Annotated in this window: 14 protein-coding genes; 12 read left to right on the forward strand and 2 right to left on the reverse strand. The window is 52.2% G+C overall.

All coding sequences use genetic code 11. From position 1 onward, the window contains the following. Positions 1–59: 59 nt before the first annotated feature. Entirely contained in the window at positions 60–1,415 is a 1,356-nt protein-coding gene (locus tag CWO84_RS01150; protein ID WP_033157306.1) for a type VI secretion system contractile sheath large subunit, read from the forward strand. Here the strand turns inward: CWO84_RS01150 and dctA are convergent. Then, positions 1,398–2,708, reverse strand: coding sequence for a C4-dicarboxylate transporter DctA (gene dctA, locus CWO84_RS01155; protein WP_033157307.1), 1,311 nt, complete (start codon positions 2,706–2,708; stop codon positions 1,398–1,400). The genes CWO84_RS01150 and dctA overlap by 18 nt on opposite strands. Before the next feature lie 226 nt (positions 2,709–2,934). Then, on the reverse strand, positions 2,935–3,516 hold the full coding sequence (locus CWO84_RS01160) for a hypothetical protein (protein ID WP_101051534.1): 582 nt from the start codon (positions 3,514–3,516) through the stop codon (positions 2,935–2,937). 372 nt (positions 3,517–3,888) lie between these two features. Here CWO84_RS01160 and CWO84_RS24085 point away from each other — a divergent pair, with 372 nt between their 5' ends. The 11 genes from CWO84_RS24085 to CWO84_RS01210 all read left to right on the forward strand — a co-directional run bounded on the left by CWO84_RS24085 (position 3,889) and on the right by CWO84_RS01210 (position 16,241). Continuing rightward, a complete protein-coding gene (locus CWO84_RS24085) occupies positions 3,889–4,149 on the forward strand; it encodes a hypothetical protein (protein ID WP_133120632.1) in 261 nt (86 codons plus the stop codon). Positions 4,150–4,175: 26 nt separating this feature from the next. Next, positions 4,176–5,162 carry an ankyrin repeat domain-containing protein gene (locus CWO84_RS01165; RefSeq protein ID WP_101051535.1) on the forward strand — a complete coding sequence of 329 codons (987 nt, stop codon included), beginning with the start codon at positions 4,176–4,178 and terminating at the stop codon, positions 5,160–5,162. A 237-nt stretch (positions 5,163–5,399) separates the two neighbouring features. Then, complete coding sequence (locus tag CWO84_RS01170) at positions 5,400–6,746, forward strand: S8 family serine peptidase (RefSeq protein ID WP_165786250.1); 1,347 nt, start codon at positions 5,400–5,402, stop codon at positions 6,744–6,746. Between the two features lie 51 nt (positions 6,747–6,797). Next, the gene (locus CWO84_RS01175; protein WP_101051537.1) at positions 6,798–7,844 is read left to right on the forward strand and encodes a hypothetical protein; all 1,047 of its coding nucleotides are present in this window, start codon (positions 6,798–6,800) and stop codon (positions 7,842–7,844) included. 238 nt (positions 7,845–8,082) lie between these two features. After that, complete coding sequence (locus tag CWO84_RS01180) at positions 8,083–9,546, forward strand: NAD(P)H-hydrate dehydratase (RefSeq protein ID WP_101051538.1); 1,464 nt, start codon at positions 8,083–8,085, stop codon at positions 9,544–9,546. Further along, entirely contained in the window at positions 9,546–10,016 is a 471-nt protein-coding gene (tsaE, locus tag CWO84_RS01185; protein ID WP_033157311.1) for a tRNA (adenosine(37)-N6)-threonylcarbamoyltransferase complex ATPase subunit type 1 TsaE, read from the forward strand. Before CWO84_RS01180 ends, tsaE begins: the two co-directional genes overlap by 1 nt. 44 nt (positions 10,017–10,060) lie before the next feature. Beyond that, complete coding sequence (locus tag CWO84_RS01190) at positions 10,061–11,611, forward strand: N-acetylmuramoyl-L-alanine amidase (RefSeq protein WP_240617931.1); 1,551 nt, start codon at positions 10,061–10,063, stop codon at positions 11,609–11,611. 85 nt (positions 11,612–11,696) lie between these two features. Continuing rightward, positions 11,697–13,577 (forward strand): DNA mismatch repair endonuclease MutL, encoded by a 1,881-nt coding sequence (gene mutL, locus CWO84_RS01195; RefSeq protein WP_101051540.1) that lies wholly within the window; start codon positions 11,697–11,699, stop codon positions 13,575–13,577. After that, positions 13,578–14,516 (forward strand): tRNA (adenosine(37)-N6)-dimethylallyltransferase MiaA, encoded by a 939-nt coding sequence (gene miaA / locus CWO84_RS01200; RefSeq protein WP_101051541.1) that lies wholly within the window; start codon positions 13,578–13,580, stop codon positions 14,514–14,516. Then, positions 14,509–15,108 carry a 5-formyltetrahydrofolate cyclo-ligase gene (locus tag CWO84_RS01205; protein WP_101051542.1) on the forward strand — a complete coding sequence of 200 codons (600 nt, stop codon included), beginning with the start codon at positions 14,509–14,511 and terminating at the stop codon, positions 15,106–15,108. The genes miaA and CWO84_RS01205 overlap by 8 nt, the downstream gene beginning before the upstream one ends. Beyond that, positions 15,105–16,241, forward strand: a complete 1,137-nt coding sequence (locus tag CWO84_RS01210) for a carboxynorspermidine decarboxylase (RefSeq protein WP_101051543.1) — start codon at positions 15,105–15,107, stop codon at positions 16,239–16,241. Before CWO84_RS01205 ends, CWO84_RS01210 begins: the two co-directional genes overlap by 4 nt. Positions 16,242–16,254 lie beyond the last annotated feature (13 nt).

The following is a 16,254-nucleotide window of genomic DNA, read 5'->3' on the forward strand; positions in this document are numbered from 1 at the left end:
TGGACCGGGTTTGCTCTGCTACTGTTGATGGTAAAGCACTGAACGCGCGAGGAGAAAACATGTCAGGCAGAATTGATTTTACGATGGGTTTTAATGCCGGAAAAACGGCCAAGGCCGGCGGCGACAGTAGCTACCGGGTTTATGTGTTCGGCAATTTTTCCGGTGTCGCCGTGCCCTGGGAGCAAAGCAAAATGCGCAAAATCGATGTCGATAACTTTGAGCAAGTACTGGCGCAAGTCACACCCACACTGGAAGTCAGCTCGGGCATCACGCTGCAATTTCCGGCGCTGGAGGATTTTCATCCCGATGCCTGGTTGGGAAAAGTCAAGCTGCTGGCCGATTTGCGGACTTTAAAATCGGAACTGGGCAACCCCAATACCGCCGCGCAGGCGGCGGCGAAAATTCAGGCCTTTTTTCCTGGCGTAGTCGCCAGCGAAGCAGCAGCGCCTGTGGCGGAAACGGAAAGCCAGGACGATATGCTGGAACGCCTGTTGGGGAAAAAGCCGGAAGGCGCGGTCGAGGCGTCCGATTCTCTGGATAGTTTGTTGAAACAGATTGTGGAGCCGCATGTCGCCAAAGACGCTAATCCGCAGCATGGGGTTTTAATCGATGTGATCGACGCCGCCACCGCACAGTTTGTGAAAGCCCTGTTACACCGGCAGGATTTTCAAGCCTTGGAAGCTTTGTGGCGGGCGACGTATGAATTGGTGCATGAAGAAGCGGCCGACGCGCAACAGCTCTATTTGCTGGATATTAGCCAAGCCCAATTGCTGGCGGAGCTGGAAAAAGGCGGCGAGAGCGTCGTCCAGCGTTTGCAGCAACATATTCAAACCGGTGACGGCGAGCAGGATGTGTTGATCGTGGCCGATTATCTGTTTGCCGATAATGCGGACGACAAAGCCTTGCTCGGTTATTGTGCGGATTTAGCCGCCAAATGCGGGGCGGGTTTTCTGGCGTGCGCAGGGAACGGTTTGGTGGTCGAGGCGTTGCAGAATGCCGCGGATTGGTTGGCATATCGCCAGCAGATCCAGGCCGACAGCGTGATCTTGACCTATCCGCGCGTGCTGATGCGTTTGCCTTATGGCAGCAAACGCGATCCGCTGGAGAGCTTGGCGTTTGAAGAGTGCACTAATATCCCGCAGACCAACGAGTTGTTGTGGGGAAATTCGGCCTTTTTAGCGGCCAGGGTATTGTTGAGAGCGGCTCAGGATGACGCGACACCCGAGCAATTCTTTTTTGCCGATGTGCCGGCGTTTAGCTACGAACTGGACGGCGAGCAGGTATTGCAGCCGGCGACGGAAGTGGTGTTGAACGAAGTGCAGGCGAATAATCTATTGGCGCAAAACATCATGCCGGTAGTCAGCTATCGGCAGCGGCAAGGCCTGCGCTTACTGGGGTTAGACACCCTGGCTTGACCGGTTTCGACCTAGCTGCGCCCGCATCTTTTCTGTATCCAGCTCGCCTTCCGAATGCGACACTACAATCGTGGCTACCGCATTGCCGACGATATTGGTCAAGGCCCGCGCTTCCGACATGAAACGGTCTATGCCCAGGATTAACGAAAGCGCCGCGACCGGTACTGCCGGCACTACCGCCAGTGTAGCCGCCAAGGTGATAAAGCCGGCCCCGGTGACACCGGACGCGCCCTTGCTGGTCAACATCGCGACCAACAACAGCGTTAATTGTTGCGTCAGCGTTAGATCGACATTCAAGGCCTGGGCGACGAATAGCGCGGCCATGGTCAGATAAATATTGGTGCCGTCCAGATTGAACGAGTAGCCGGACGGTATCACCAGACCCACCACCGACCGCGAGCAGCCCAGTTTTTCCAGCTTGTTCATCAAAGGCACCAGCGCCGATTCCGACGACGAGGTGCCGAGCACCAGCAACATTTCTTCCTTGATGTAGCGCAACAGCCGAAAAATATTGAAGCCGGTCAGTGCGGCTATGCTGCCTAGAATCAAGACGATGAACAAGCCGCAGGTCAGATAAAAACTACCCATCAGCGCGGCCAGCGGTTTCAATGCAGCCACACCGTATTTACCGATGGTAAACGCCATCGCCGCGCCGGCCCCGAACGGCGCCAGCTTCATGATCACGCTCATCATCGCAAAAAAGATGTGCGAGCATTCTTCGATAAACACATACACCGATCTGCCGGCGCTGCCCATTTGCTGCAAGGCAAAACCAAACAACACCGCCACCAGTAACACTTGCAGCAAATCGCCGGAACCGGTGAAGGCGTCGGTAAAGGTTTTAGGGATGATGTGCAGCAAAAAGTCGGCGGTGCTTTGCTGGCTGGCTTGTTTCACATAGCCGGACACCGCCTGCGCATCCAGCGTGGCCGGATCGACATTAAAGCCTTGGCCGGGCTTGAGCAGATTGGCCACCAGCACGCCCAACCCCAGCGCGAAAGTCGAGACGATTTCGAAATACAGCAAGGCTTTGACGCCCACCCGGCCAGCCTTTTTCATATCGTCGGCACCGGCGATGCCCAGCACAATAGTGCAAAACACCACCGGGCCTATCAGCATCTTGATTAGGCTGATGAAGCCGTCACCAATGGGTTTGAGCGAGATAGCGTGTTCGGCGTCCAGGTAACCGAAAAGGCCGCCGGCAACGATAGCCATTAGAACCCATAGATAAAGCCGGGCGGAGGAGCTGGCTGCTTGTGACGATGGCGGTTTGCTGAGGTTTTCCGAGTTCATGGTTTAGCGCGTGGCTCTTAGAATGTAGCGCGGGTGTTGAGCGCACTATCGGTTAAAAGCTGCGCGTATGGCAAGGATAAGTTACGAGGCCAACAGCCCGTCTTACGATGGTATGGAATCGTTCGTCGCCAACTTAAACCACAAGGCTATGGTGGACTCAATTATTGCAGTAAAAGGCTGCCGGAATCTTTTTGATTTAGACAAAGCGGCTGTTAGCGCCTTCCCGTTATTTGTCTTCCTTCTTGTCAAACACCCCGCTGAAGCTAAAGCCAATATCGATTTTGCCGATTTCCTCGATCACTTTCTGGCTCAATTCATCTACCGGCTTATCGGAAAACACCGCGTAGCGCATTAGATTTTCCGTGTAGGTTTGCTTGTCTTTGTATTGGCTGTAAAACGCGAACATCAACGCGGCGATGCCTGTCACCGTGGTTTGCACTATCGCCGACTTATACCATTCGCGCTCGCCCAGCCGGTCTTTCAACAACACCCCCAGCGAAGGCCACAAAAATACCGCCACCGCCGAAATCAGCGACAGCCAGAAAAACACTTTGTTTAAAATCGCATAACTCCTGGCTTTAACATACAAATCGTAAATCAACACCAGCTTGCGCTCTTCGTCTACAGTTGTAGGCTTTGCCGTGCCCGTTGCATCGGTCTTACAGACGGCGGTTTTGGCGTAATCCATCAACAACTTCGCGCTGGTTTGATTGGGGTTGAGGATGCTCACCACATCTTTATCGCAGGATTCCGACGCGCAGCCGCTCAGCGCAATCAGTGCCACCGTGATCAACAGAAACTGACGCATGGTTTTGCTCCGTATCGATTTAGTGGGGCAATTGTGACATAAGCGGCGTGATGGATTGTCCGTAAAATAATGCCCGGCGAGATTTGGCAGAGTGTTTTTCGGTAGTGTTTTTCTGCGATGGGATGTCTCGAACTTTTGGGGATCGACAAACATTTGCCCTTTACAGTCTGTGGCATTATCTGGTTGATTGACTAAAATTTATCGTTACCAATTATTGTAACTCGAAGACATTATAAATGCGGCGAGAAATGTTGAATATTTTCTAGAAACTGCCTCATCTCTGACTAATTTCTGGAAAGTATAGGGACAGCATGCAACCGCTTGTTATGCTACTCGTGATATTTCGTAATTAAATGAATTTTGGATTTAGCGGTGCAAAAGATGCGTAGCAAACACAAGGAAATAAAAAAATTTATAAAATCTAATATTTGTTTTCTATTTTTATTTTTTAGTTGCATCGCTGAAGCAAATAAGCCAGGTTATGTTGGCCCTGTAATAAAAGAAATAAAATTTTCGTTAGAAGATAAAAATGTTATTTATGCGGTTATCGGAAATTCAGATAAATTCATAAGTTTCGATAAAGGCTTATCGTGGGCTTATCAGAATCGAAGGACTAGCTATCTTTTGACATAAAAACTAGAAATACGAGCAAGAATAATATGGGCGAACTTTGTGTTGATGGAGTAGAGGCGCCTTCGTCGCCTAATATTATTTATGCAATTTGTTATAGAGACTCCAATTCAGGAGGCCATAGCAACTTCAAGAAAAGCATTGACTATGGCGAAACATGGGAAATACTAGGTGATGGTTTACCAGGCAGTTGGTTTGCCACCATTTTGGCTGTTGACCCGCGCGATCCTAACCTATTGTTCGCAGGATGGCTTGGCGGCGGGCTCTTCCGGTCGCTGGATGGCGGTAAAACTTGGAAGCCGTCCGACAAGGGTTTGATCGATAAACACGATCCCGCTCGACGATATTTGATGCAACCGGACTTGCACAAGGCGGTGCTCGATAATGATTTAAAGCAGATTGAAAAATTATTAAAGAGTGGCGCCAATATTGAAGAGATGGCCGAAGGAAAATCGCCGCTATTGTTGGCTATTAACTTGGGCCTTGTAAAAGCCGCCAAAGTGCTTTTATCGCATGGCGCTAATATTCATGTCCGAGATTCTAATGGGGCGTCGGCGCTCTATTTCGCAATTAATAGTAAAAATTCAGAATTGGCAGAGCTTGTATTCAATGCTGGCCTTAAGTTAGATGAGCCGATTTCGACAGCATTTCTTTCTGATCCTCTAATGTATAGTATCGATGCGCCAATAAATATCGAATTGATTAAGCTTTTGGTAAAGAAAGGTGCTAGTTTGGATATCCCCTATTTGATGGCGAGGGCAATAGACTATAATTTGAATTACCGAGACTCAGATGCTAAGCAACTTGAGTTGGTAAAATTTCTTTTTCAGAAAGGTGTGCCGTTGGATTATGAAAACAACGGCAATAATTTGGTCCATTATGCTGCGTGGTTATGCAAGCCCGATATCGTCCGATTTTTTCTGCAAAAAGGTCTTTCTGCCAAAATAACGAATGCATCGGACTTGCGTCATCCAGCTGATGGAAATTTGGCTTGCTATCAAGAATCAAAACACTAATAGATCAGTTGTCAAAATAGAGTTTTGGGGCTTTAAAATGTATTTTTCATAATAATATTATCAATTTTTTTGTTACGTGATTTTTATCGTCTGATGCATAAAATAGTTTCGCTTTACGTTTGCGCCACCTTTGCCTGTTGGTTATCAAAAGACGTGAGAGCGGAAATAGCCGCCGAACCTACGACCAACCAAGGAGACACAATTTTACGAGTAGATCAGACGAGAACTGACTACGCTTTGAACGGAGCGGGTATCACCGTTGCCGTCATCAGCGACAGTTTCAATTGTCTGGGCGGCGCGGAAATTGGGCAAGCCAGCGGCGAATTGCCACCAACAGTGACGGTAGTGAAAGAAGCTGATTGCAAAGGCGAAAAGACGCTCGATGAAGGCCGGGCGATGCTGGAAGTGATACATGATCTGGCGCCTGGCGCCAATTTGCTGTTTCACGCGATGGGCGACAATCCCGGCGATTTGACGTACGCCTTGAATCAAGTGGCCGATCACGGTGCGCAAATTATCGTTGATGATGCGGTGTATTTTAGCGAACCAATGTTTCAGGATGGGCCTGCATCGCAAACGATTGATCGGCTGGTAGTCGAACGCGGCATCGCTATTTTCTCGTCGGCAGGCAACGCCGGTCTTAACAGCTATCAATCCGCATTTGCCGATAGCGGTCGCTATCCTTTGGGCGAAAAACATGGCGTCGCCCACGACTTCAATCCCGATCCTAACAAAATCGACATCTGCCAAACGATTACTGTCGGCGCCGATGCGTTTACTGTATTGAGTTTGCAGTGGGACCAACCGGCCAAGTCGATTAGCGGCGGTAATGGTTCGGCTAATGATCTGGACGTTGTGGTTTACGACGATCCGGCCTGCAAGCGCGCCAGTCAAGCCTGGGTCATCGGTGGTTCAACCGATAATTTGGGTGGGGACCCCGTTGAAGTGGTCGGATTCGATAATAAAGGCAACCGCCGTCGAAAAACCGTCGGTTTGAGCATTTTGAAAGTGGCCGGTCCCTTGCCTAGCTTACTCAAATACATCCTGAGCGGCAGCTCGCTACCTAGCGAACACCCAAGTATCGACGAGTACCGCAACGCCCCAAAAAGCATCACTTCGGTATTCGGCCACGCTAACGCGGCAAGTGTGTTCAGCGTCGGCGCCGTCGAAGTCGGCCAAGGCAAAAAGCCGCTGGTGCCGAGTTATTATTCTTCGCCCGGCGGTTTGCCGGTCTTATTCGATAATCAAGGCAAGCGTTTAGCCGAGCCTGTCGTCCGGCAACATGTCGATGCCGTGGCTCCCACCAACGTCAATACCAGTTTCTTTTCCAAAACCCGTCCGGACCCTGAAAAAGACGGCAAGCCTAATTTCACCGGCACTTCTGCTGCTGCTCCCCATGCCGCCGCAGTGGCTGCTTTGGTGCTGCAGGCTGCGTCGAAAAAAGGTCTGAGTTTGCAGCCTCTCGAACTTTACGACGTGTTACGGCGTAGCAGTTTGGATTTGGGAGACATCGGTTATGACTCGTCAACGGGATATGGGTTGCTCGCCGCCGACAAAGCTCTGAAGGCTTTGTCCAATGAGTAATAATTCCCGCATATCGGGGCGATAAGCTTTATTAAGCAACTAGGGATCACCATGCGTAAATTACTGAGTTCTGCCGCGTTACTGTTGATACAGGCATGTACAACAGAAAAGCCTTTAGATAATCCGATCAACGATACCCTCATTCCATTTCCTGTCGAGCAACCACTGAGTTGCAGTTTCGGAAATCTGGAGTTGAATGACAATGTTGTTGTCTTGGCGGCTGGCGGCGGAGAGGGTAAAGAGCTTGATTTTGTCATAGAGCAAAAAAGCGGTAATGCTGCTAAAAAAATAGATGTTGCAGTCAACTCAATCGATAAACCGGTTGTATTGATGCTGGGTACTTATAACCCCACGATTTGGAATATAGGCTGGACGCCTGGCACCAAAATTTTAGCCGTTTCCGTTTTTGGTTATCACAAACAACGTGTTTCCGGATTACCGGCCGGTACGCCGGTATTGGCAAGTAGCCATGATGAAGGTGGCCCGTGCGAATTAACGGCTCTAACAAACAATAAAACGGGTTCGAATGAAGACAAACAAGCCCAGCAACTTTTTAATCGGCCGATAGCGGGTTTTAGTCGAGTGTCGAGAGGTAAAGTGTCGATTGGCGCCCCTATAGCTTATGGTGTGAGTTTGGTGACTTCGAACGCAACCCCACTCGAATCATTTCGTGAGCCGAATACACCGCTAGCCGGGAGTGCCGGCTTGGAACAGGCCTTGAAGGAAAACATATTAAGAAAGGCAACATTAAACGATGTCGCGGAATGGACCAGATTGCTTAAACAAAAGTATGCGCAAATGCATAAAAAGCCACCTGATATTCCTCCGTATTTGGATAACGCATTTATGGTCTTGAAAGAATTTGTCTGTCCTGCCGGCTTATATGGAAGCCATTCTGCAAATTTCTATGTCGCCAAAGGAGTTCCTTACCCGAAGGGCGATTGCGGCCATTCGAGTATTTACGATTTCAATTCCATGATGCTCGAATGTAGTGCGGGTAGTGCTTGTGGGGAAGATATCCTTAACGGAAGAATCGGCGCAGGCGCGATGCGGCGCATGACGACTATTAACTCGGGTCCTAGTAAGCCCGGCGATTAAATAGAGGAAGCGTGTCGGAAAACTATTGGACTACAATCGTCGAATGCAGATAAACATTCGGCATTGGATATTTGTGTTCGGTTTGTTTTGTAAACGCTGATTGCATACTGGTCTACTTACGCTATCTGCGCGTAAGCAGACGCTGAAGAACCGGAGTTAAAGGCAACTCTTGGCGGATTTTTCAGTAGTCCCGGCAAGATCAGCGAAAAAACCCTTAGATTTCCCCCAAGGCTAAGCTATGCAAACACCCCCAAACAAACTCTTTTGCACCGCCCAAATCCGCGAAGCCGAGCGTTATGTGATCGACGAACTGGGGATTCCTGGTAGGGAATTGATGCGGCGGGCCGGATACGCGCTGTTCGAGCAAATTCGGCGGCGTTGGCCGGAACGCGCCGCGATCACGGTGTTTTGTGGCGGCGGCAATAATGGCGGCGACGGTTATGAGGTGGCGACGCTGGCCTTGCAGGCTAATTATCAGGTAACCGTTTACGCCTTGACCGATCCGCACGGTTTGTCGAGCGATGCGCTTGCTGCGTATCAAGATTTTTTAAATGCTGGAGGTTGTGTCAGCGACTTCGAAGCCGGGCAATCCAGGCTGCAAGGCGTGATCGTCGATGCCTTATTCGGAATTGGTTTGAGTCGCGAAGTCGGGCAAGGTTATGCGTTAGCCATCGCCGCAATTAACGATTCAGACTGTCCGGTAGTTGCCGTGGATGTACCGTCCGGTTTACATGCCTACACGGGTTCGGTATTGGGCTGCGCGGTTAAGGCCGATGTGACGGTGACTTTTATCGGTTTGAAGTGCGGCTTGTTTACCGGCGCAGCGACGGAATATTGCGGCGAGATTATTTGCAATAATTTGGATATCGACGCCGCAGTGTTGGCGGCAATGCCGCCGTTCGCGGAATTGCTGGATAAGTTAGCGTTACCGCGTCGTTCGCGGACGGCGCATAAAGGTCATTTTGGTCACGTACTGCTGATCGGCGGCAATCTGGGTTATACCGGGGCGATTCGTTTGGCGGGTGAGGCGGCCTTGCGTTCCGGGGCCGGACTGGTTAGTATCGCCACCCGCGCCGCGCATAGCGGGCTGATCAATATCGGCCGGCCGGAGTTGATGTGCCACGGCGTGGAATGCGGCGAAACGCTGCACGCCTTACTGGATAAAGCCAGCGTCATCGTGATCGGGCCCGGCCTTGGTCAGGACGATTGGGCCAGGGAAATGTTTGGTACCGTCATGGGTCGCGATAAGCCTTGCGTGCTTGATGCCGACGCGCTGAATTTGCTGGCGGAGCAACCGAAGCGCCACGATAACTGGGTTTTAACACCGCACCCCGGCGAAGCCGCGCGCTTGTTGGCATGTAATACCCGGCAAATCTCGGCAGACCGCTTTGCAGCCTTATCGGATATTCAGAGTCAGTACGGTGGTATCTGTTTGTTAAAAGGCGCCGGTACCTTGATTAGCAACGGTGAAACGGTATATGTCGGCACCACCGGTAATCCCGGCATGGCCAGCGGCGGCATGGGCGATGTGTTGTCCGGCTTGATCGGCGGTTTGCTGGCGCAAGGCTTGAGTTTGGAGCAGGCGACTAGGCTGGGTGTTTATGTGCATGGCGAAGCGGCTGACAGTCTGACTGCAGAATTGGGCGAGCGCGGCTTGTTGGCCGGTGATTTGCCGGAACGAATCAGGAAATTATTGAATTAATGAACATCACGCTGGAAACCCCCGAAGATACCGAAGCGCTGGGCGCCGCGCTTTGGCAAGCCTTGCCGGCAAAATGTCTGCTGTTTTTGTACGGCGATTTGGGTGCCGGCAAGACGACGCTGGTGCGCGGCTTATTGCGCGCTGCCGGCCACTCAGGCGCGGTGAAAAGCCCTACTTACACCTTGGTCGAGGAATACGAAGTCGATGGCCGGCGCTTGTTTCATTTTGATTTGTATCGGCTGAAGGACCCCGAGGAATTGGAGTGGATGGGCATGGACGATTATCTCAACCAAAACGCATTGTGCTGCATCGAATGGCCGCAAATGGGTGCCGGCTTTCTGCCCAATGCCGATGTGGAGGTTAGCTTGAATTATTTTCAGCGGCAACGTACCGCTGAAATCAATGTGTTAGCAAAAAATCGGCTTGGCGACATAAAACTAAACTGGAAAAACAATAACCTACTGCTATAATTTCAACGAAGTTGTCACTAGTGGAAATGTGGGGTATGCAGCAGATGTCTAAAATTTTCTGGATATGGGGTTTGTTATTACCCACGTTTTCGGTGCTCGCGGCTCAGACTGAACTGGGTCCGATCAGTTATTCATCCACCAATCAACTGCTGGTCAATTTGCCGAGCACGGTCAAGCATCATGCGTTTGTGTTGAAAAGTCCTAATCGTCTGGTTATGGATTTTAGCGATGCCAAAATGGCGCAGGATTTGAATCAACCGGTTGCGGATCATCCCTTGTTTGGTTTTGCCCGCAGCGCAATGCGTAACAACAAGGATTTGCGTATCGTCGTCGAATTGAAAGCTGATGCGGACGCCAAAGTCGCGATGGTCGGTAAGAATTTACAAATCGATTTGGCGGCAAAAGATCAGCCAGCGCAGCCGCAATTGACAGCCAAGCCGGCGGAAAGAGCATTTACTCCGGTTGCGGCGGTTAAAACGGAAAAGCCGACAGCTACTCCGGAGGTTGCTGCTTCCGAAAAAGCCGATAAATCCACTAAAAAATCCGAGACCACTGCCAAGCCTGTCACGGTTAAATCCGTCGCCAAAGCCAAGGGCCGAAACATCATTGTGGCCATCGACGCTGGTCATGGCGGCAAAGATGTCGGTGCGCAGGGCGCGAACGGCACGCAAGAAAAAGACGTGGTGTTTGCGATTGCCAAGAGTCTACAAGGCATGGTTAACAGCCAGCCGGGCATGAAAGCGGTGATGATTCGCGATGGTGACTATTTTGTGAAATTAAACGAACGCCGCCGTATTGCCCGAGCGGCCAAGGCCGATTTGTTTGTGTCGATACATGCCGATGCGTTTAGCGACAGTCAGGCGCACGGTGCTTCGGTTTATACGTTGGCCAATAAAGGCGCGTCCAGTGCCGGCGCCACGTGGCTGGCTAACAGCGAAAACGCGGTGGATGGCGGTGCTGGCGAGGACAGAGATGACACCTTGACCTCGGTGTTGATGGATTTATCCAATAAGGCGGCGAAGGAAGCCAGTCAAAACATCGGTAATAAGGTGTTGAGAAGCGTGAAGGGTGTTGGTCATTTGCATCGCAATACCGTGCAAAAAGCCGGATTCGTCGTGTTAAAGTCGGCGGAAATTCCGTCTATCCTGGTCGAAACCGCATTTATTTCCAATCCGGAAGAAGAGCGCCGTTTAAACACCAAGGCTTATCAAAACAAAATGGCCTCGGCGGTATTTAGCGGCATCGTCGGTCACTTTAAACAATATGCGCCGGCCGATACGATGATGGCGCAGCTTAATCGTTCCGGCAAATCCAAAGCTGTGCAATTGGCGGCAGTGGATGTGGATACTAGTGAGTCTGTGGCTAAAGCAAAACCGGAACAAAAACCGGTGTTGGCGGCTAGAGAGCTGGATGCCGCTCCCGCCACAATCGCGAGCAACAGTGCCGGCACGCATCATGTGATTAATCGCGGCGAAACCCTGTCCGGCATCGCCCAGCAATATGGCATAAGCATGCGAGCCTTGCGGATGGCCAATGCGATGAATGACGGCAATGTTCGGGTTGGTCAGGTGTTGCAGATTCCGCATGACAGCTGATTAAACTATCTTAAAGCGGGGCGAATCATTTCGCCCCGTTTCATTTCCATCCGCTAAAATACGCGCTTTTGTTTGAGCGCGGCCGATGCGGATTCATGCTTTACCTACCCAATTAGTCAATCAAATCGCCGCCGGCGAGGTGGTCGAACGGCCGGCGTCCGTGGTCAAAGAGCTGGTGGAAAATTGTTTCGATGCTGGCGCCACCCAGATTCAAATCGATGTGGAGCAGGGCGGCACCCGGCAAATCCGAATCCGCGACAACGGTTGCGGCATCGTTAAGGATGACCTGGCTTTGGCTTTATCCCGGCATGCCACCAGCAAGATTGCTTCGTTGGATGATTTGGAGCATGTGATCAGCATGGGCTTTCGCGGCGAGGCCTTGCCCAGCATCAGTTCGGTGGCGCGTTTGACTTTGATTTCCCGTACTGCGGATGCCGATTGTGCCTGGCAAGTCAGTGCCGATGGCACCGAGCAAAACTTCGATCCGCAACCCGATCCACATCCGCCCGGTACCACGGTGGATGTCCGCGACCTGTTTTACAACACCCCGGCCCGGCGTAAGTTTTTAAAAGCCGAGAAGACCGAGTTTTCCCATATAGAGAGCCTGATTCAAAAATTGGCTTTGGCGCGTTTTGATGTCGGTTTCCTGTTGAATCACAATCAGCGCGAAGTGCTGAACCTGAAACCGGCGGACACCCAAGCCGCCCAGGAAAAACGCATTGCGGCAATTTGCGGTTCGGCCTTTGTCGAGAATTGCGTGAAAATCGATTTTGCCGCATCCGGTTTACATTTACACGGCTGGGTTGGCTTACCGACCTTTTCGCGCAGCCAGCAAGACATGCAGTTTTTCTACGTCAACGGTCGCTTAATCAAAGACCGCTTGGTGGCCCATGCGGTGAAGCAGGCCTATCAGGATGTGCTTTACCACGGCCGGCATCCGGTGTTTGTGTTGTACCTGGAGCTCGACCCAGCGCTGGTTGACGTCAATGCGCATCCGACTAAATTGGAAGTGCGGTTTAGGGAAGGGCGGATGGTGCACGATTTTCTGTTTCAGGCCTTGCATCGCAGCTTGGCCGATCAACGACCCGGCGCTACCGCGGTGGCGCAGCACATTGAAACTGTAGGCGAAGTTTCGCCTGCGCAAGCGCCGATGACGCAGTTGCGGACGCCTTTGAATCAGCAAATCTCTTTACCGCTGACGACGCCGGAGTCGAGTGTGGATAGCATGTCGCAACGGCCTACACCTGAAGCATTCGGCGCTTATCGCTACCCGTCGGAGCGAGCCAATTTGTCGGATGTGGCCGAACAAATCACAGCCTACGGCAAGCTGTATCCGCAGACCGAACGCGCCAGCCCAACCCAGCCAGTAGGCGAGTCGGCGATACCCCCGCTGGGTTTTGCCTTGGCGCATATCCACAATATTTACATCCTGGCGGAAACGACCAATGGCATTATTTTGGTGGATGCCCACGCTGCCCATGAGCGGGTGACGTATGAACGGCTGAAACAGCATTACCACAATCGGGCTATCGTCTCTCAGCCCTTACTGTTGCCGATCAAATTGCAAGTCACCGCCGCCGAGGCCGATCTGGCGGAGCAAGAGCACGAATTTTTTATGAATCTGGGGTTCGAAATCAACCGTTCCGGCCCGGAAACAGTGGTGCTCAGAGCCACGCCGGCCCTGCTGGCAAAAGCCAATGTCGATCAGTTGGTGCGCGACATTCTGGCCGATCTGGCCACTCACGGCGTCAGCCATAAAGCACTAGAAAGTATTAACGCGATTTTGGCGACCATGGCTTGCCACAGCTCGGTGCGGGCCAAGCGCAAACTCAGCATCGAAGAAATGAACGCCTTGCTGCGCGACATGGAACAAACCGAGCGCATCGGCCAATGCAACCACGGCAGACCGACCTGGGTGGCGCTGAGCCATCAGGACTTGGACCGGTTTTTCATGCGCGGGCAATAAATGAGCGAGTTGCAAAAACCGTCGGCCATTCTGTTGATGGGGCCGACCGCATCCGGCAAGACCGCGCTGGGCGTGGCGCTGGCGCAAGCCTTGGACACCGAAATCATTAGCGTCGATTCCGCCTTGGTTTACCGTGGCATGGACATTGGTACTGCCAAGCCCGACATCGTCGAGCGCGGCGGCGTGCCGCATCATTTAATCGACATTCTCGATCCCCATGAGAGTTTTTCCACCGGCCAATTCCGTGACCGCGCTTTGGCGTTGATGGCGGATATGACTGAACGTGGCAAGTTGCCGATTTTGGTGGGAGGGACGATGCTGTACTTCAGCGCCTTGACCCAAGGTTTGGCGCAATTGCCGGCAGCCGATCCGGAAATTCGCCAGCGATTGGACCACGAATTGCAAACCTTGGGGAAAGACGCCTTGCATGCCCGTCTGGCGCAAGTCGATCCGCAATCTGCGGCGCGAATACACATCAACGACCCGCAACGTATTCAACGGGCGTTGGAGGTCTTTGAAATCAGCGGCCGGCCGTTATCCAGTTTCTTCGACGCCGATCAGCAAGCCGAGCATCCGTATCGGTTTATCAAATTGATTATCGCGCCTGAGCAGCGTAGCACCTTGCATGACAAGATTGCCGAGCGCTTCGATCTGATGTTGAAACAAGGTTTTCTCGACGAAGTGCAGGCTTTATGGCGACGCGGCAATCTGGACGAAAGCATGCCGTCGATACGCTGTGTTGGGTATCGGCAGGCTTGGTCCTATCTAAGCGGCGAATACGACCTGGCAACCATGCGGGATAAAGCTATCATCGCCACTCGTCAGTTGGCCAAGCGCCAATTTACCTGGCTACGCAAGGAGCAGGACGCCCAGCATTTGATTACCGGTTCTAAAGACCTAGTCGGGCAAGCCTTGGCCTATTGCTGCGCCTATGACTAAAGCCGAACAACGCCAAATCGCCTACGCAGCGCGTCATGCGCAGGCAGATAAAGATGCGATCAGCGCCGACATTTGCCGGCGTGTTGTCGAGCAAGCCTGGTATCAAGCAGCTAAGACGGTGATGTGGTATTTACATTGCCGTTCAGAGGTGCAGACGCTGCCTACCGTAGCCGCAGAGCTAAATTCGGGTAAGCGCATAGTCGTACCTTATTGTACGGTCGATACGGTGGGTCATAAGCAATTGGGATTGTGGCAGCTGGAATCACTCGACGAATTGCAAGCGGGCATGTGGAATATTCTCGAACCGCCGCGGGCACGTTGGCTGGAGCCGGCTAAGCAAGTGGTTGCTGATGAGCTGGATGTCGTCGTCGTGCCCGGCGTGGCGTTTGACAATCAAGGCGGACGCTTGGGCAACGGTGCCGGTTATTACGACCGGCTACTGCAAAAAGTGCGGCCCAACGCGGTGTTGGCGGCGATTTGCTATGAAGCCCAACTATTGCCGCAGGTGGCGATGGATACACACGATGTGTTTATGGACTATGTGCTTACCGAGCACGCGATTTATTCAGGCAACAGGCATGCTCAACGATGAATTGGCTCGAGCTAAAGCAACAAATTCCCACCAGCCCCGCCTTGGTGCTGGACGAAGCGCAAATTCTCGCCAATCTAACACCGCTACAAGCGCTAAAGCAGGCAAGCGGCTGCAAGATTTTGTATTCGATGAAGGCGCTGCCGTTGGCGGCATTGCTGGCGCTGATAAAAGATCAAATCGACGGCTTTTCGGTCAGTTCCTTGTTCGAGGCGCGACTGGCGAAAGAGGTTTTGGGTGACGGCGGCAGTATTCATTTGACCACGCCGGGCTTGCGCCCCGACGAGTTCGCAGAGTTGGGCCGGCTTTGCAGTCATATCAGTTTCAATTCCTTGCCGCAGCATCAGCGGCTAAAGGCGTTGGCTGACGGTTATTCGCCAGGTTTGCGAGTTAATCCCAAGCTGTCTTTTGCTGACGATCAGCGCTATGACCCGTGCCGGCCGCATTCCAAATTGGGGGTCGATATCGAACTGCTGAGGGATGGTTTGCCGGCCAATGTGGAAGGACTACATTTTCACACGGTATTTGCCTGCCGGGATTTTAGGCCCTTGCAACAGACGCTGGAAAAGCTGCGGCCCATTCTAAAATGCAATCGGCTTAAATGGCTGAATCTGGGCGGCGGCTATTTGTATCACGCCATCGCCGATCACCAAGATATTGCCGAATTGATCAGGGATGTGCGAGCCGAATTTGGCGTCGATGTGTATCTGGAGCCGGGTAAGGGGCTGGTCGGTAATGCCGGTTATTTACTGACCACCGTGCTGGATCGCTTCGTCAGTGACGGCAAGCAGGTGTTGATTTTGGACACCTCGGTGAATCATCATCCGGAAGTGTTCGAATATCAGATGAAACCGCGCTTGCTGGAAGAAGAGGGTGCCGGTGAACAATCGGCAATTTTGGCGGGCTCGACCTGCCTGGCCGGTGATGTGTTCGGCGAATATCGGTTTAGGCGGATTCCGGCGGTTGGCGACCGATTAGTGTTTGCTGATGTGGGGGCGTATTCGCTGATCAAGGCCAACCGGTTTAACGGTTATCAATTGCCGGATGTTTACAGCGTCAATCCGGCCCGCTGGGTGCTGCAAAAGCGTGATAATTATGCCGATTATCGCCGGCAATGGGCGAATAGCGGCGATTAGCGTTTCGCTGCCG

This window comes from Methylomonas sp. Kb3 (assembly GCF_002834115.1).
Taxonomy (GTDB): domain Bacteria; phylum Pseudomonadota; class Gammaproteobacteria; order Methylococcales; family Methylomonadaceae; genus Methylomonas; species Methylomonas defluvii.